A 16,134-nucleotide genomic window follows, 5' to 3' on the forward strand; every position below is an offset into this window, starting at 1 on the left:
CGGTGCCCTGCAGCCATGCAGCGGCTTTGCCCACTTGCCGAACTTGAGATCGCCCAGTACACAGAGGACCGCCGCGACGGCGGCGGCCGGGTGAGGCGAACCTCGCCGGGGGCCAGGGCCTGCTGGAGCCGGTCTCCCGTGTGGAAGTCGATCTCTCCGGCGAGGGTCACGCCGGGTGGGCTTCCGCGCCGGGGTGTGGTGGTCTCAGATGTGGAAGTTGATGTAGCCGTTGCCGTCGGGGTCGTCGTTGCGGTGGGTGTAGGTGTAGGTATGGACGTCGGCGCGGCCGCCTGAGGGCTTGTAGGGGTAGATGGTGTCCTTGTCGTTGTTCCACAGAAAGTTGCAGTTGTTGCGGTAGACGACGTTGTGGGTGTCGGAGTCGGTGCCGTGGCCGTCGCGCAGCTTCACGTAGTCGCCGGGCTGCAGGTGGTGGTTGGCGGTGAAGGTGAAGCGGTTGCCGGTGGCGTCCCTGACGACGTAGCCCTTGAGGTTGATCGTGGAGCGCGGGGAGTAGTTCTTGACCGTCAGGTATTCCTGGTCGCTGTCGCCCGAAGAGCAGCTGTTGGAGTCCCGGCCCGGTGCGTCGTACTGGACTCCGCGGATCTTCAGCGCCGAGCTGTACTCGGCAGCGTGCGCGGGAACGATGGACAGGGCGGTCAGCGCGCCGGCCGCGACAGCGGCCGCCGTGACGAGGCTCTTGCGCAAGAGCGGGCTCCTCATGGTCGAGCCGGTGGTGTCGCCTGTGCAGGACACGCACCCGAGGCTCGGCGGTTGCGCACCACCGTGACCTTCACCCGTTGAAGGGACGAAGAGGCACGGTGCCTACGGCGGTGGAGGCCCGGCCGCCCGCCGCCCAGGCTGCGCCCGCGCGACGTCCTAGAGCGCTTCGAGAGCGCCGTCCTTCTGCGGACCTGGTGGTGGGGCGTTCGCTGAGGCCGCGAGGCGGTGGGGGTATGCGTGTCTGCTGTGCCGCTCGTAAGCTGATGATGCTGAGCGCGGGTCAGGTCCGTGCGGTTGCGTCGGTGGACGGTGATGCGGGCGTCAGCCCACCGGCCAACCAGAGCGCGGTAGCCGACCCATTTCGGCTGTGCCGCTCACCCGGCGGGCAGCGTCGGATCGTCGACCGGCACGGCGTGCATCGACTTGGGCAGCGACCAGCTGGTCGGCGAAGGCGAGGGCATGCTCAACCTCTTCCACCACCTGACTCCGCATCCGAGTGAGGTTCCGGTCGACGGCGGCCAGTACGGGCGGAAGGGTGAACTCCAGCCGGTGCTGGACGGCTCAGTCGGGTCCCACCTGGCGCAAGGTCGAGTGCCCGCGGGCGGCGCCTGGGGTGTGCGAGGCTCCCATCGGTATGCAAGCCACCCAGGCAGAGACCCGCCTCTCACGGTCCACCATGCCATCTTAACGTCCACGTTATAGAGCGCCAGCCATCGTGTATCACCGGCTGGCTGACAGCCCCCGCCGACCGTGTAATAGTCGACGGGCCATCGCCTGATGACTCAGACGGCAAGCCCAGGGGACCAGCACTCCGTCTGCAGATCAGAAATGCATGCCGAGCAACAGTGACTCGCACAAGGAGGAGACATGCGTCGAGCCCTATTGGGCTTGTTCGTCGCCCTGACGGCCGTGCTCGCGGCAGCACCGCTCGCCGGAGCCGACCAGACCCAGACCGTCGCCTGCTGCGGCAATCCGCACCCCGGCTGGCCGTAAAGCGCTCACCACTTGCCTGATCGTGCAGAGGGTCCGCCGACTTGTCGGCGGACCCTCTGACCATCGGTTGGGGTGGCGGATGGGTAGCGTGAACCGGCGGGTTCCGTGCAGGGCTCTGCCGACGGGCTGCCAGACTGCCGAAGTCACAGACTCCGGCACCTCCGGAGTCGCAGATCCCGGACCGGAGGAGGGAGAGGGCATGCCGAAATGGAGCAAGCGCGTAGCCGCCGGCAACAACAAGGGCGGTACGGGCAAACGATCCGTATCGCCGAGGGCTACTACCTTCAGCCGTCCGGGCAGGTCGCCCACAAGCCGTACCAGCTCCTCGCCCAGGCCCTCGGCCGCTCGGCCAAGGTCGCCGTCGCGAAGTATGCCTGGAGCGGTCGGGAGCGACTGGGGCTGCTGCGGGTGCGCGACGACGTGATCGTGCTGCACGCGATGCGCTGGCTCGATGAGGTCCGTGACCCGACGGAGTTGCTGCCGCCGCCGGTGGAGCTGTCCGACGAGGAGGTCGAGGGCGCCCTGGCCCTGGTGGACAGCATGACCCGCGAGGATCTCGAGGGCGGTGAGCTTCAGGACATCTACACCGAGGCCTTGGAGCAGATCATCAAGGCGAAGCGGGAGCACCGCGAGCCCCCGGGCCATGCCGGAGCCGGAAGGGGAGTCTGGCCAGATCGTCGACCTCATGGCCACACTGACCCAGTCCGTGCCGAAGGCGTGGGCGAACCGGGGCGAGGACGCCGACGTGCACGACATTCAGAAAAAGGAGAAGGCCGCGAAGAAGCAGCCGGCCAAGAAGACTGCGGCGAAGGAGACGTCGGGACGCAGGTCACGCAAGAGCGCGTGAGATGCGCCTCTCGCGGGTCAGCGCTCCAACTGGCCCAACAAAGTTTCTGGACGTGGCGGGGGGTGATCAGGCAGGCGGCGAGGCCGAGGAAGGCCTCATGCGTCTCGCACCGCACGGAGGGCCCCGATTTCACCATGCGGGCGCCCACCGCCCCTCCGCTGCTTCCCCAGCACCCGGGGGCGTTTGGTCCACCTCGCACAGGGAGTCCGCCGGCTCAGCCTCCGTGCGGCGACGACACCCTGACATCTGTCAGGGATGCGACGTCCATAGTGCGGTCTACGGTTCGAAGTGCTGACTCCGTGGCCCTGGGCTGCTACGGCGGCTGGGGCAGGAGCCAGTGGTGTCGAGTCCCGGTAAAACAGGAGGAGACGGTGCGCAGAGCTGTACTCAGTGTGTTCGTCGCGTTGGCGGCCGTGCTCGCGGTGGCGCCGCTCGCCGCTGCCGATCAGTCCCAGACCGTCGCCTGCTGCGGCCCGGTCCCGCCCGGCACGCCGTAGAGGGCGCTCGCCACCAGGAACGAAGACCTTTCGGGACGGTGGCTTGTAGGAAAGGCCGTTCTCGCTGTGCTGGTGGCGTTGCGGGTGAGCTTGCGGTACCACTTTTTGCTGCTGGTCCGTCCCAGCGTGGGCCGGTGCCACCGGCTCGTCGCACTGGCCGGGGCGGAGACGTGGAGCAGTACTCCGGCCCGCCGCTTTGGAGTCCCGGACCACCTCACCTCGTAACCCGGACGGCGCTGACGCATGACCGGGCGGCCCGGTGGGGCGGGCGGTGTCATTCGACGGTGGCGTCCTGGCGTAGGCCCAGTGGCCTCGTTCACTTCAAGCGGCCCTGGCACGACTCGGGAATAAAGCCACGCGGCCGTCTTGGTAGCCGATCACCTGCGCCGCCTGGCGCACACGGTGGCCACAAGAACGAGCGCCGGCTTCGTGGTCCTGCCACCGGTGGGTGGAAATCCTAGAGCGACATCTACCGCTCCAACTGCCGGACTTCGAGTACACCATTAGTAGCGGCGGCCGCGAGGCCTGGCGGGTCCGGAGCGTTCAGGCGGCGCCGTCTCCGGCCGGAAGGTGAGGCTGGCGGATCCGCTCACGTTCGACCTCGGCAGCGATAACCGCGCGCTGCGTCTCGCCCCGCTGCTCGATGGCCGTCCGCTGAGTCGCGCTGCGCTGCTCGATGTGCGCTTTCGCCACTCGCCCGGCCACGATGACCACCGTGGCGATGGGCACGGTCGTGGCAAGGATGCCCGGCCAGGCGGAGCCGGTGAGGGAGTCACTCGGCTGGAAGCCGGTGGACGGAACATCAGGCTCGTCTGTGCCCATAGCCCTCATAGTCCGGCCATCGCACCCCTGTTGACCAGCACAGTCACCCGTATGACCCAAGGGAGGATGGTCAGGAATCGCGAGGATCGGTGATGTAGTCGAAGCTCCTCAGCAGCGTCGTCAGCTCCTGAGCACACGCGCACAACGGGCACAGCTGCGTCTGAAGTTTTCCGCGACGTTCAGCGCCTGCTCCACACGCAGCAGCGGCACCCTGTGCTGCTCCCTCGCGGTCCGGCGCGTGCAGCACACCGCTGGCCGGTCCCTGCCCCTGGCGGACCTTCGCCACCACCCAGCCCGAAGGCCGGGGCCGCAAACCAGTGTGACCAAGCCCGGATCGCCTCGGCTAGCAGAACGGGCAACCGGGCCAGGTGGGGCTGCCTGCGGAAAGACATGCCGGATTGATCCAAATCGGGTGCGCGTACGTACCGGCGCCTGGAACCCTTGAGGCTGAACTGCTGCGCCTGTACACCGGCCTGTCCTGGCAGTCCGCCCGCCGCCGGGTCGAGGCCGCCGCGCCTGAGCCCCCGCTGATCCCGCAGCCGAACGCTGACCAGCTGCTGCTGGAGGACCGGGTGATGGCCGCACTGGCATGGCGTCGAATCACCACTGTGCACCCGTCGGGCATCGAATACGTCGACCCGCGCTCCGATCGCCTCCTGATTCGATTCGAGGCCGACCCGGTCGAGCGGCCCGCCCAGAACGAAACCCAGGCCCTGGACTTGACCGAGGCGCTGCTGCCGCGCGCCGACGAGTACGGCGACATCATGGGGGTGACCGGGGCCCGTACCCACGTCGAGGACGGGCAGGTGGTGCTGCGGGTGCCGGACACGTCGGCCTCCGTCATCCTGTCGGGTTTGGACCCGGAAGAGTGGTTGCGCGCGGCCGACGTCCAGGACCAGCGGCTGGGCACCTACGGCATGACGCCGTGTCACCGCGACCGGCTGGCCCGCTGGCACCCGGCCGAGCGTCCCTACCGGCGCCCAGGGCGCCGAGGCACCGCGGCGTCAGCCTGGCTGACCAGCGGGCTGCTACGCCGGGTCGGACTGATCCGCACCCTCGGGGTGCCACTGGCCGCGACCGGCTCTCGGCGACTATGAACGTGACGGTGGCGAACACTGGGCCATCGACCCCACGTTCGCGGAAGGTCACGGCGCCACCGGCCACCGGCGGTTCATGGCGCTGCGCGCGGCACCCGGCTGGGGTCTGCCCGGCACCCCCTGGGACACCCACTGCGACTGCCACCTGCCGCCTGAGTGCAGCGACCAGTGCACCACCATCATCACCGGGGTGGCCGGGCAGCGAGGATCGCTGGAGGTGCGCACCATCCGCCGCAGCGGCAGGCGCCTTAAGTGGCTTCAGGAGGAACGCCCAGCGATCTACGCTGCGAAGCAGCATCTTGCCCTGCCCGTGCCGCCATGGGTCGACGGTTGGCTGGAGCGCGGTGGATCTCCGGCTCCGGGCGCACCGGCGGCGTGACGAGGGCTGGCTCGTCGGGGCCAGGCCGGTGATTGCCTGCCTGCCGACTGCAGCCGAGCATCGACCACCATGCTGGAGCTCGTCCCGCCTTTGCGCCGCACCGTGCCCACGGCCGACTTCTGCAGAACTCCGCTCTGAGCGGCGGTGTCTCCCCCGGGGCTTGCAGCGACCCCAGGGGGGCACCGGGCTTCCGGCGACCGGCGGTGCCGGTGACGGGTGTTTACAGGAGGCATTGGAGTCAGATGAAGGCGAGGCCGATGGCTCCGGTGCCGATGCCGTAGCAGGCGCCGCGCAGCATGTGGGCCAAGGCGATGCGTCGGCGGCGGGCGATCCGCTGGCTGAGCGTGGTGCGTCGTTTCCTGTCCGCGCGGGGCGTGGGGTGGTTACAGTTCATGGCGGACATCCCCTTCTGTGGTGGCGTTTGTTGGGGAGTCCGCCTGGCTGGTGGCCTGGTAACCGGTGGCCTGGGCGGGGCTGCCCTCTTTTCTCGGCTGGTTGAGCTGGTCAGCGCCCGGTGGTGAACTCCTCCAAGCGGGTGACCAGTTGGCGGTCGGGGCGGGCGACGATGACGGAGCAGTCGGGGGTGCGTGCGGCGAGCCGGTCGACCTCGCTTTCGAGGCGGCCGGTAAGCCAGCGGTGTGGAGTCCCGGTAAGACACAGGAGGTGACCGTGCGCACTGCTGTACTCGGCTTGTTCATGGCGTTCGCGGCCGTGCTGGCGGTGGCACCGCTCACCGGCGCTGACCAGTCCGAGACCGTTGCCTGCTGCGGCCCACCCCCGCCCGGCTGGCCGTAAAGAGCACTCACCACCAGCACAGGGGACCTTACGGCGCCACTTTCACATGGACCTGCTGAGACGAGGCCGCCAACCTGGCTTGCGACCGGTACCCAGGCCCAGGCAGGGCTGTCGGTGTTCCCGTAGTGAGCGTATAGCGTGTGAGACGCGCCTCAGGTGCATGCCGTGGTTGCGTCGGTGTCGAGCAGCAGCTGGGACCATTGGTGGGCAGCGCTGAGCCGACAGATGTGCCGGCTGATCTGGCCTGTGTCGAGGGTCCACAGTCGTCGTTCGGCGCTCGCGACTGTGCTGGCGAGACTTGCAAGCGTGCGGCCGTCGGGGCTGACCGCCAGGGAGTGAACGCCTCCCGTATGTCCACTGAGGACCGACGTGGTGCGGCGGGTCCGGACATCCCACAGCCGCAGTGTGCTGTCGTCGCTCCCGGTGATCAAGGTTCGTCCGGTGGGTCCGAAGGCGAGGGCGGAGACCGCATCAGTGTGTCCGGTCAGCACGGCTGTCGCCTGGTGTGTGATGGTGTCCCACAGTCGTGCGGTGTGGTCGGTGCTCGCGGTCGCGAGCATGCGGCCGCGGGGGTGGAAGGCCAGTTGCTGAATATCGGCCTTGTGTCCGGTGAGTTTCGCTGTGGTTCGGCCGGTGGAGACGTTCCACAGGCGAACTGTTCGGTCGCCGCCCGCGGTGGCGAGCATCCGTCCGTCCGGGCTGAAGGCCACAGTGAACACGGCGTCCGTATGTCCTGTCAGCACCGTGATGGTGCGGTGCTCGGGCACGTTCCAGAGCCTGACGGTGCCGTCGTAGGCGGCGCCGGCGAGTGTGCGGCCGTCGGGACTGAAAGAAACCGTCATGAGCGGGCTTGGGTTTCCTCTGAGGACGGCCAGTTGCCGGTGGGTCGCCGTGCTCCACAGCCGGATGGTGGCGTCGGTTCCGGCTGTGGCGAGTGTCCGGCCGTCAGGGCTGAACGCCAGGCCGCGGACGTTGTTGTCGTGTCTGGTTCGTATGACCGTCTCACGCTGTCGGCGCATGTCCCACCATCCGACTGTGCCATCGGGGAAGGCGCTGGCCAGGGACCGCCCGTCGGGGCTGAACGCCACTGCGGAAGCACCGGCGATGCTGTTCCCGGGATCGGCGAGCATCCGGCGCGTCGCTGTGTCCCACACCCGGACCGTGCCGTCGCCGCCTACGGCGATTGCATCCCCGTCAGGACGGAACGCCACGGCGTTCACGGCGACGTCGCTGTGGCTGGTGACGACGCCGATGCGCCGGTGCGTGCCGGTGTTCCACAGGGTGACTGTGCCCACCATGCCGGTGGTGGCGATCATGCGGCTGTCCGGGGAGAACGCGACACCGCGTACCACCTGGCTTTCGCCGTCCAGAACAGCGACCGTTCTTCGTGTCTTGAGGCTCCACAGGCGGGTCGTGCTGTCATCGCCGGCGGAGGCCAGGAGGCGGCCGTCCGGCGAGAAGGCCACCGCTTGGACGGCATCGGAGTGTCCGGTGAGGATGGCCACTGTTCTGCGGGAATGCGCGTTCCACAGGCGCACGGTGCGGTCGGCCCCGGCCGTGGCCAGCGTGCGGCCGTCAGGCGAGAACGCCAGGGACAGAACAGGTCGGCTGTGTCCGGTGAGGGTGGCTGTCGTGCGGTGGGTGCGTATGTCCCACAGCCGTACGGCCTGGTCGCCGCCGGCGGTGGCCAGGAGGTGTCCGTCGGGGCTGAAGGCGAGGGCGTTCACGGCATTGGTGTGCCCGGTGAGCATCGCCACTTCCCGCCGTTCGGCGGGGTCCCACAGCTTGATGCTGTGGTCTGCGCCGGCGGAAGCGAGGGTCCGTCCGTCGGGACTGAACGCCACATCGGTGACGGTGTCGGTGTGTCCGCTGAGGGTGGCGACCAGTTTCCACGTGCTGGTGTTCCACAGCTTGACGGTGTGATCCTCGCCCGCCGAGGCCACCGTACGTCCGTCAGGGCTGAACGTCACCGCCTGCACGCTCTTGGTGTGGCCGGTGAGTACGTTCGCGCGGTACATGCCGTAAGCGCTGATCAAACTCGAGCGGGCCTCCAGCGTGGGGCTGCGCTGGAAGCCCTTGAGCGCCGTGAGCATCGCCGCTTCCGGTCGCTGGGCGAGCAGCGCGTCGCTGCGGGCCGCGTACTCGCGCGAGAACGCGACATCGCGCTGTGCGTTCGCGCCCCGCTGCGCCCGCACTGCCCACACCGCGGTGGCGGTCGCCACGAGAAGCAGTACGGTCAGCAAGGCCACAGCCTGCCGCCGCAGCCGTCCACGCCGCCGGACCGCTGCTTCCTCCGCTGCCCGCGCAGCCAGCCCGGCATCGAGAAAGGCCGACTCCAGGGCGGTCAATGATCGTCGGTCCAGACGGGTGGCCAAAACCAGGTGAAGCCCGCGGTACAGTGCCCCAGCATCACGGCCCAACTGGGCCCAGGCGCGGGCGGCTTCGGTCAGCCGCCGGTGAACGAGTAGGCGTTCGCGGCCCTCGTCGATCCAGGCACTCAGTCGGGGCCATGCGCTGATCAGAGCCTCGTGTGCCAGGTCCACCCTCTCATCGTCCAGGGACAGCAGCCGGGCGGAGGTCAAGCGGTCCAGGACGGCGTCGACATCCCTGTGGGGCGCGAAGTCCAGCTCGGCACGATTCACAGGGTGGCGGGTGTCCTGGGCGCCCTCCCCGGGCGTGACCAGACGCAGCAGAATGTGCCGGGCCACCTCGGCGTGTTCAGGGGTGAGCGACGCAGCCGTCGTGACTGAGCGCCTCGGCTGTTGAGCTGAAGCGCGATAGGTGTCACAAAGGCAGGTGTGTTGTCACCGAGGTCGGCGGCCACGTCCTTTACCGAGAGTCTTGTCCGCCGACCCCGGAGTCGTGTCCCCCAGCGGGCCGATGTAGTCGGCGCTCCGGAAGCCGTGTGATCGCGGCGCTCGCTGCCAGCCCAAGCGTGACACCGACAGCGGCGGCGACACTCTGCGCCCAGGCATTGTCGAGGGAGCCGGGCAGGACAGCGCTGGTGAGCCGGGTGGCGCCCCACAAGACTGCTACCGCGGCCAGTGCGGCCGGCCAGCGGTGCCGTACCCCGTCGCTGATGTCATCGACGATATGGAAGAGGAGCAGCAGCACCATGAGGTGGCTGCCGCCGAAATCATCGTCCCAGTCGAGCGCGGTGAGCCCGGCCCCGAAGGCAAGCACGAACAGCCAGAACCCCACCAGTCGCCGGACGGACGTGGGTGGCTGTCGCCTCGCACCACGCGGCAGCCAAAAGAACGGTGAGATGCGCTGGCCGATCGTGTACTTCTGCATAACTCGCGTCCTGATCCCCCGGGGTAGCCGACTCCTGTCGGCGCTCAGTAGTAGGACGCGCAGGAGCAGGACGCGGTTGTGGTGAAGTGTCGCCGCACGGACCGCCCCGGGGAGCCAGAGGCTGTCGATCTTCGCTTGTGGTGACAGAAGGGCCGCCGAGTGAGCATGTGTGACAAGCCGCCTGCTTCGCTGGTGACAACCAGGCCGCTTCGACCGGTCCTGTACACCAGTTCTTCTGGCTCCCCTGGCGACAACTTCCGTACTTCGGTTCACGCCCTGAGCCGAAGCGGGACGGTTGTCAAAGAGGCGCGCTTGTTATCACAACGGCGGACGTCTGTTCACACGCGAGGGGTGCACTGGTCCAGGATTACCCTTAGCCGATCGATGTCCCCAGCCTCATGCACGCCCCGCTTGGGCAGGACGTCGACGCACATGATGTTGGGATCCCGGCTGAGCAGGACGAAGTGACCTGCCGTTTCTCGGTACCCCTGGAAAACGGACCACTTCTGGATCAGTGTGCTGTCGTTGGTACGGCATGTGATCCCGGCCGGAGACACGGTGGCGCGGTACTCGCCCTGCCATCCGACGAGGCGCTGCACGTGGGCAGCTTGCAGCCGCGGGTAACCCCACACCAGCAAGACGACCAACATGAGCACGGCTGTCGAGAACACGTCGACACTGCCGCGGACGGCGGCGGAGACCAGCCAGTTTCCTACCGACAGGAAGAGGAGTGCACCCCTCAGTAGTAGCCCGGCCCGCTTGATCCGCTCGCGGACTCGGAGGCCGACCAGGGTGTCGGCAGACTGGGGCCGGTACGCCAGTTCAACTATGGTCCGCCCGTCCACGACATGGTCAGAGGATTCCGCATTGTTGATGCCTTGGTCGCTGTGGCCTTCGGCCATGGTCCCTCCCCGGTATAAGGCATGCGGATCATAGCGAACTGAGGTTCGCACTCAGCCCGGGTCGGGACCATCACTCCGTAAGAGTCTGCCAGCGCTGGAGCTGGTAAGCATCACCGTGCATCGCGCAGTTCTAGCTACAGAAAGACCGCCGATCCGCTGGTAACCAGCGCGCTTTACCCGGTCGAAACCGCAGATCAGTGGACACCACCGGTGACAACTATGTTCACGGGGTGTTTGGGCTGCTGTCTTGTGTGGGGGTCGGTGAGCGGGTGCTGGTTTTTGGGTGGGTGTGGTGGTTTTAGGTGGGGGTGTTGAGTTCGGTGGGTGGGGTGCGGTGGGTGTCGATGGTGTGGGTGTGGGTGAGTTCGCCCCACACGATCAGTCGGTAGTCGGAGGTGAGGACGGGTGTGCAGGTGGTGAGGGTGATGTAGCGGCCGCGGGTGTGTCGTCCGGAGCCGCGGGGTACGGCTTCGATGGCTGCCACGTTGTCTGCGGAGGTTTTGGGCAGGGTGGCGAACACGGTGTAGACGTACCATCGGTCGCGGGTTTCCACCACGATCACATCGCCGGGTGTGAGCCGGTCCAGGTGGTGGAACTTGGCGCCGTGTCCGTCGCGGTGGGCGGCCAGGGAGAAGTTGCCTTCCGCGTCCCAGGGCATCGCCGAGCGCAGGGGGTGGGTGTAGTAGCCGGCGACGCCTTCGTCCAGGCGCTCGGGGTCGGTGCCTTGGACGATGGGTATCTCGCGGGCGTCCTCGCCCAGGGCGGGAATGTGCAGGAAGCCGATGCCGGGCGCGGCTGACGGCGACGAGGGTGGTGAGGACCACTGCTTGCGGATCGCCGACGCGGTCGATCGCGCCTGGCGGTCCGCTTCGAGATTGGTCCACCAGATGCTGTACACCAACACCAGGGCCAGCAGGGCCGCTGCGGTGACCAGTGCCTCTCCCAGGATTGCGATGATCTGGCCGGGCCCGGTGCGCCGGTGTCCCGCGCGCTGCGCGGTGCAGGACAATCGCCGGCGCACCGTCATGACATGCCTCGCCGTACGGCCGCTGCCGCCCCGGCGGGCTCACCGGTGGGCTCACCGGTGGGCGGCGTGCTCCGGTTCGGCTGCGATGGGCATGAGTGCATCGGCATAGTCCTCGGCGGTGGGAACGGAAAACACCCCGGACGGGTGTGCGTCCGGGACCGCGTCGGCCCGCGGGCACGCCACCGTGCTGGGCCACAGCGCCACATCGGCGATTTTACGAGCGGTGCGTGCCTCCAGCACTTCCACGCGGTAGCCGCCGTGGTGCAGCCGCTGCGAGGTGCCCTGTGCGGATGGGCAGCTGAGCCCGGTGGGCTCTGCCCGGACCCGCTTGGAGCAGGCCACCAGCTGCACCGCCTGCGGGTGGGGCGCGTCGAAGGGCGTGCCCCGCCAGTCGGGGTCGCTGTAGCTCACCCGCCTGGCCGGGCGTGCCGGCGGTTCGTGGTGCTCGTAGAGGGCGATCGGGTGCGGTCCGGGTCCTCGATAGGGTGCCTGGGAGGGGACGTATCTGCGGGGCCGGGCGCACAACACGCTCAGGTCCGCCACGGCTCCGGCCGGTTGCGGACGGTCCTGCGCGGTGAGCAGGTACCCGTAGCCCAGGGCCAGGGCGGCGAAGAGCACCACCGCGGCTGTGACGCTTGCGCCGCCCCACCGCGGGAACAGGGCAAGCGCGCGGCGGCCGTGCCACAGTCGCGACAGTACCTTCATGGACGTAGTCGACCGTGCCGGCCGCCGCGCGGCACCGGCACACATCCGCCCGGCCCCTTTACGCCATACGGCTTTTCCCGCCCGCCGGCCGGCCCGCTCGCCGCCGCCGCCCGATCACCTGCGATCGGCGTGGTCCCAGGTCCACACACGCGCGCGGCGCTGCTGGAACACCTGCCGTTGATCCGCAAATATGGCAACTGTGAAGGATGCGCCGATCAGGGCCGGTATGGCTGCGCGGGAAGGGTCAGGGCGGACACCGCAGAGGTCACAGCGGCTTCGTGAAAGAGAATCAGCATGGGATTGCTCGTCGAGGCGCGAGGGGTGAGCGCCCTGGGCGCTGACGGTCTGCTCTTCACCTGCGTCAGCGGCACCGTCCACACCGGTCAGCTCGCCGTGATCAGCGGCCGGCCCGGCCTTGCGCGCACCGCCCTGCTCCTGGCCCTGTGCGGGCGGTTCGTTCTGACCGGGGGATCCCTGCACACCGACCGCGACTACAGGCTGCACGGCCCACGGGCCCTCAGGCAGCGCATCGCGGTGGCCCGTGCCAAGCCTTCCATCATGCTGGACGGCGCCCTGCGGATCGGTGAAGCGGTCACCGAGCGGCGTGTGATGTGCGGCCGCAGGAGAGGCTTTGAGCAGGCGTGCTGGCATGCCTGGGCCCGCATGGGTCTGGAGAAGCCGCCGGTGCGGGCCCTGGTGTCGGACCTCGATCCGGTGGAGCGTGTGCTGTTCGCGGTCGCGCTGGCGCAGGCGCAGGGCACGGACGGTATCGCCGTCGACGACATCGACGACTCGCTGGGTGCCGAGGACCGCGCCTTCGTGCGCCAGGCGCTGTCGTCGATCGTCGAGGAGGGCACCGCCGTCCTTGCCACCTGCGCCGACGACGACTGGGCGGAGGTCCGCATCCCGCTGGAGGCTCCCCACGATCCCGGCGACGACCACCCCGGCGGCTCACCCGCCTCCCCGCAGCCGGCCGGCGACGGCGACGCCGCCCGTCCCGCGCCGGCCGGCGACGCGATCGAGCCCGCCCACGACGCCGCCCCCGCAGCCGCCGCCCAGCCGTCCGCAGCCGCCGCGCCCCAGCCGCCCGTGGGCGCCGCGCAGCCGTCCCAGCCGCCCGTGGGCGAGGAGACAAGGCCCCGGCCCGCGCCGGCCGGCGAGCACGGGCCGGTGCAGCGGCCGACCCTGGACGCACCTGGTGAACGCGCTCCCCGGCCGGGCCGGTTCCGGCGCAGGGGCCCGTCACCGGCGGACGGGGACAGCGCGTGAAGAGCCTGCGCCTGGCCTGGCTGGAGCTGCAGCGCTTGCGGGGCCCCCGCCTTCAGTGGGTGCCGGCCCTGCTGGTGATTCTTCCCGTGCTGAGCGCCGGCATCGTCATGGCCTCCCTGTGGGACCCCGAGGGCCGTTTCGGCCGGGTGCCCGCCGCCATCGTCAACCTCGACCAGCCCGTGACCGCCGGCCCTGGCACGCCCAGCCCGTCCCCGGCCCCCGCCCGCAGCGAGGCCGGCACGCGCCTGGTGCAGCAACTCCGGCTCCAGGGGGCCTTCGCCTGGCGCACCATGGACCGCGAAACCGCACGCCGGCAGCTGCGCGACGGCGACATCTACTTCGCCCTGATCATCCCCGAGACCTTCTCCCGCGACCTGGCAGCCGCCGCCGGCCAGGACTCCGGTACCCACGCGGCCCGCCTCACCCTCGAACTCAACGACGCCAACGGCTACCTCATCACACGGGCCGCCACGGCCCACCTGGACACCGTCCGGGAACAGGCCACCGCCATCGCCCTGCACGCGCGGGCCGAACACAACGCGGACACCTGGAAGGAGGTGCGCCGCACCGTCGATGAACTCCTCAACACCGACATCACCGCCACCCCCCGGCCCGGCGCCTCCCCCCAGCCCGCCACGCCCCCCGACACGTCCTTCGGCGTCAGCCGGCTGGCCTCCCGACTCAACGAGGCCACCGACACCATCAGCAAGGTCAACGACGTCATCCAGGAAGCCAACAACAACAGCGGCACCATGACCTTCCAGCTCAACGACGCCGCAAGCAACGCACAGAGCGCCCAGGACAGCGCGGGATCGAACAACCAGGCACTGGTGCAGCACAACACCGGTCAGGCCAGCACCTCCGTACGCCTGGCCCAGAACACCGTCACCACCGTGAACTCCAAACTCCAAAGCGCCGCCGCGGACACCAAAGGCCTGCTGGACAACGTCACCCGGCTCGCCGCCGACGCCAAAACCCTCGATGCGGCCCTGAGCGGCCTGAACGAACAACTGCGGCACCTGGCCCGGCTCGTCCCGCCCGCCCAGGCCACCGACGCCGCACGCCGAGGCGACATCGTCACCGTCGATGAGGACAACCTCCACCCCGCCCGCAGCCTCGGCCAAGGCCTGGCCCCCCTCGCCTTCAGCCTGCTCGCCTGGGCCGGCGTGCTCCTCACCCTGTCCGTCCTGCGGCCGGTCAACCCCCGCGCCCTGGTCTCACCGATGAACACCTTCGCCATCACCAGAGCCGGCTGGCTGCCGATGGCCACCCTCACCACGTTGGCGGTGAGCGGATTCTTCGCCCTCACCCAGGCCCTGATGCACCTGGGCGCCCCGCACCCGTGGGCCACCCTCGGCCTGTGCACGCTGATGGCCCTGGCCTTCGCCGCCGTCGGCCACCTGCTCAAAACCCTCTTCGGCCCCCTCGGCGAAATCGTCCTGGTGCTGCTCGCCGCGCTGCAGCTGGCCTCCTGCGGCGGCCTGTACCCGGTGCAGACCACCAACGCCCTGTTCATCAATCTCCACCCCTACCTGCCCATGACCTACACCGTCGACGCCCTGCGCACCCTCCTTACGGGCGGCCCGGTGAGCACCCTCTGGTCGGCCGTCGCCGTGCTGATCACGCTGACCGTCGTGTGCCTTGCCGCATCCGCCCTCTGCCTCACCCGGCGCCGGCAGTACACCGGCGAACGCCTCGCCCCCGCCTTCCGCGAACGCTGCTGAAACACCGTCACCCCACTGCGCTGCGCGCACCGCCGCCGCCTTGCGCGCCGCACCACCGCCCCGCCCCCTTGGAGGGAGCGAAGATGACCAAGACCGGCCTCGCCCGAAGCAGTACGCCCTTGCTCCTGTGCCTGGCAGCTGTGCTGGCCTGCGCGCTCACCGCGCAAGCACAGCCCCGCCCCGTCCGGCAACCCTCCCCGGACATCTCCTGCGAGAGCGAAGCCCTCCTGAGCCCCCTCCCGCCGCACAGACCGCCCACCGGCGAGCCGACCGACCCGCCCACGGCCACCGGGCCGACGAGCCCGCCCACCACCACCGGGCCGACGAGCCCGCCCACGGCCACCGGGCCGACGAGCCCGCCCACGACCGGGTCACCGACCACCGGCCCCGACGTGCTCACGCCGCTGGAGCCCATGACCACACCCCCCACGGAAGCCCCCCTCAGCCCGGTCACGCCCCCCACGGCGCCCACCGGCACCCCGACCCCCGCACCGTGCCCCAGCACGAACGCCCCCACCGGCACCCCGACCTCCTCCCCCTCGAAGGACCTGGCCCCCACCGGCTCCCCACGCGCCGCCGACGTCCTGACGTGGTGCCTGCTGCTGGCCGCCCTCGGCCTGGCTGCGCTCCTCGTGGCCTTCCTGCGCCGCCGCCGGGGCCGCAACCCCAGACACTGACCCCGGGCCCGGTCGGGCCGGCGCGCGAGAGGATCCGGGGCGCACCCGAGCCGCACCGCCCCGCCACCACGCGGCCGCCTCGGTGACACGCTGGACACAGCACCACACCCCCCGGCGGGGCAGGCGCGAAGAGGGGACATGAACCCCGCATCGGCGCCCGATGCGGCACCACCGCCCCCTGCCGGCGGGGCGGGACGGGCGCATCCCGTCCGCCGGCTCGCCGCACCCTGCCGCGTCACCGGCACGCATCACCCCCTGCACAACGACCGTGAGCAGCCCCCCGGGGGGCGGCGATGTGCGCGGTGGATGCCCCCGCCACCACCTTGCGGCATGCTGGAAGAGGACAAACCGGCCACGTGTGAGGCATCCGTCCACCGTGGCCCCGA

17 protein-coding genes and 2 pseudogenes are annotated in these 16,134 nt (G+C 69.7%); 10 read left to right on the forward strand and 9 right to left on the reverse strand.

Features of this window, described 5'->3' with window-relative positions; genetic code table 11:
• Positions 1 to 204: 204 nt before the first annotated feature.
• Positions 205 to 720, reverse strand: a complete 516-nt coding sequence (locus ACIGAQ_RS29660) for a lamin tail domain-containing protein (protein WP_399788470.1) — start codon at positions 718 to 720, stop codon at positions 205 to 207.
• An 867-nt stretch (positions 721 to 1,587) separates the two neighbouring features.
• Between ACIGAQ_RS29660 and ACIGAQ_RS29665 the strand changes: the two genes are divergently transcribed.
• The 4 genes and pseudogenes from ACIGAQ_RS29665 to ACIGAQ_RS29680 all read left to right on the forward strand — a co-directional run bounded on the left by ACIGAQ_RS29665 (position 1,588) and on the right by ACIGAQ_RS29680 (position 3,057).
• The gene (locus ACIGAQ_RS29665; protein WP_399788177.1) at positions 1,588 to 1,713 is read left to right on the forward strand and encodes a hypothetical protein; all 126 of its coding nucleotides are present in this window, start codon (positions 1,588 to 1,590) and stop codon (positions 1,711 to 1,713) included.
• 207 nt (positions 1,714 to 1,920) lie between these two features.
• A pseudogene (locus ACIGAQ_RS29670) lies at positions 1,921 to 2,166 on the forward strand (Ku protein); the annotation flags it as partial.
• 232 nt (positions 2,167 to 2,398) lie between these two features.
• A complete protein-coding gene (locus tag ACIGAQ_RS29675; RefSeq protein ID WP_399788491.1) occupies positions 2,399 to 2,560 on the forward strand; it encodes a hypothetical protein in 162 nt (53 codons plus the stop codon).
• Positions 2,561 to 2,931: 371 nt separating this feature from the next.
• On the forward strand, positions 2,932 to 3,057 hold the full coding sequence (locus ACIGAQ_RS29680) for a hypothetical protein (protein WP_399788494.1): 126 nt from the start codon (positions 2,932 to 2,934) through the stop codon (positions 3,055 to 3,057).
• Positions 3,058 to 3,600: 543 nt separating this feature from the next.
• Here ACIGAQ_RS29680 and ACIGAQ_RS29685 read toward each other — a convergent pair.
• A complete protein-coding gene (locus ACIGAQ_RS29685) occupies positions 3,601 to 3,879 on the reverse strand; it encodes a hypothetical protein (RefSeq protein WP_399788180.1) in 279 nt (92 codons plus the stop codon).
• Between the two features lie 368 nt (positions 3,880 to 4,247).
• Between ACIGAQ_RS29685 and ACIGAQ_RS29690 the strand changes: the two genes are divergently transcribed.
• The gene (locus tag ACIGAQ_RS29690) at positions 4,248 to 4,976 is read left to right on the forward strand and encodes a hypothetical protein (protein ID WP_399788183.1); all 729 of its coding nucleotides are present in this window, start codon (positions 4,248 to 4,250) and stop codon (positions 4,974 to 4,976) included.
• A 76-nt stretch (positions 4,977 to 5,052) separates the two neighbouring features.
• Complete coding sequence (locus tag ACIGAQ_RS29695; protein WP_399788186.1) at positions 5,053 to 5,355, forward strand: hypothetical protein; 303 nt, start codon at positions 5,053 to 5,055, stop codon at positions 5,353 to 5,355.
• Between the two features lie 238 nt (positions 5,356 to 5,593).
• On the opposite strand, the gene ACIGAQ_RS29700 is transcribed toward ACIGAQ_RS29695, so the two are convergent.
• Positions 5,594 to 5,749, reverse strand: a complete 156-nt coding sequence (locus ACIGAQ_RS29700) for a hypothetical protein (protein WP_399788189.1) — start codon at positions 5,747 to 5,749, stop codon at positions 5,594 to 5,596.
• A 275-nt stretch (positions 5,750 to 6,024) separates the two neighbouring features.
• Between ACIGAQ_RS29700 and ACIGAQ_RS29705 the strand changes: the two genes are divergently transcribed.
• A complete protein-coding gene (locus tag ACIGAQ_RS29705; protein ID WP_399788192.1) occupies positions 6,025 to 6,150 on the forward strand; it encodes a hypothetical protein in 126 nt (41 codons plus the stop codon).
• 152 nt (positions 6,151 to 6,302) lie between these two features.
• Here ACIGAQ_RS29705 and ACIGAQ_RS29710 read toward each other — a convergent pair whose 3' ends face one another.
• From ACIGAQ_RS29710 to ACIGAQ_RS29735, 6 genes and pseudogenes are all read right to left on the reverse strand, one after another.
• Positions 6,303 to 8,243: a WD40 repeat domain-containing protein gene (locus tag ACIGAQ_RS29710; RefSeq protein WP_399788473.1), complete on the reverse strand. Its 1,941-nt coding sequence runs from the start codon at positions 8,241 to 8,243 to the stop codon at positions 6,303 to 6,305.
• A 324-nt stretch (positions 8,244 to 8,567) separates the two neighbouring features.
• Positions 8,568 to 8,879 (reverse strand): annotated as a pseudogene (locus ACIGAQ_RS29715) (WD40 repeat domain-containing protein); the annotation flags it as partial.
• A gap of 100 nt (positions 8,880 to 8,979) precedes the next feature.
• Positions 8,980 to 9,444 carry a hypothetical protein gene (locus ACIGAQ_RS29720; protein WP_399788195.1) on the reverse strand — a complete coding sequence of 155 codons (465 nt, stop codon included), beginning with the start codon at positions 9,442 to 9,444 and terminating at the stop codon, positions 8,980 to 8,982.
• A 338-nt stretch (positions 9,445 to 9,782) separates the two neighbouring features.
• On the reverse strand, positions 9,783 to 10,346 hold the full coding sequence (locus ACIGAQ_RS29725; RefSeq protein ID WP_399788198.1) for a YcxB family protein: 564 nt from the start codon (positions 10,344 to 10,346) through the stop codon (positions 9,783 to 9,785).
• A gap of 298 nt (positions 10,347 to 10,644) precedes the next feature.
• Positions 10,645 to 11,373: a class E sortase gene (locus ACIGAQ_RS29730; protein WP_399788200.1), complete on the reverse strand. Its 729-nt coding sequence runs from the start codon at positions 11,371 to 11,373 to the stop codon at positions 10,645 to 10,647.
• Positions 11,374 to 11,424: 51 nt separating this feature from the next.
• Entirely contained in the window at positions 11,425 to 12,078 is a 654-nt protein-coding gene (locus ACIGAQ_RS29735) for a hypothetical protein (protein WP_399788203.1), read from the reverse strand.
• 294 nt (positions 12,079 to 12,372) lie between these two features.
• On the opposite strand from ACIGAQ_RS29735, the gene ACIGAQ_RS29740 reads away from it, so the two are divergent.
• The 3 genes from ACIGAQ_RS29740 (at position 12,373) to ACIGAQ_RS29750 (ending at position 15,748) form a co-directional block, all read left to right on the forward strand.
• Positions 12,373 to 13,347 carry a hypothetical protein gene (locus ACIGAQ_RS29740; RefSeq protein ID WP_399788206.1) on the forward strand — a complete coding sequence of 325 codons (975 nt, stop codon included), beginning with the start codon at positions 12,373 to 12,375 and terminating at the stop codon, positions 13,345 to 13,347.
• Positions 13,344 to 15,071 (forward strand): YhgE/Pip domain-containing protein, encoded by a 1,728-nt coding sequence (locus ACIGAQ_RS29745; RefSeq protein ID WP_399788209.1) that lies wholly within the window; start codon positions 13,344 to 13,346, stop codon positions 15,069 to 15,071. The genes ACIGAQ_RS29740 and ACIGAQ_RS29745 overlap by 4 nt, the downstream gene beginning before the upstream one ends.
• Positions 15,072 to 15,154: 83 nt before the next feature.
• Entirely contained in the window at positions 15,155 to 15,748 is a 594-nt protein-coding gene (locus tag ACIGAQ_RS29750; protein WP_399788212.1) for a hypothetical protein, read from the forward strand.
• The last annotated feature ends 386 nt before the right edge of the window (positions 15,749 to 16,134 follow it).

The sequence above is a fragment of the Streptomyces sp. NPDC085932 genome, assembly GCF_044540525.1.
In the GTDB taxonomy this organism is placed as follows: domain Bacteria; phylum Actinomycetota; class Actinomycetes; order Streptomycetales; family Streptomycetaceae; genus Streptomyces; species Streptomyces levis.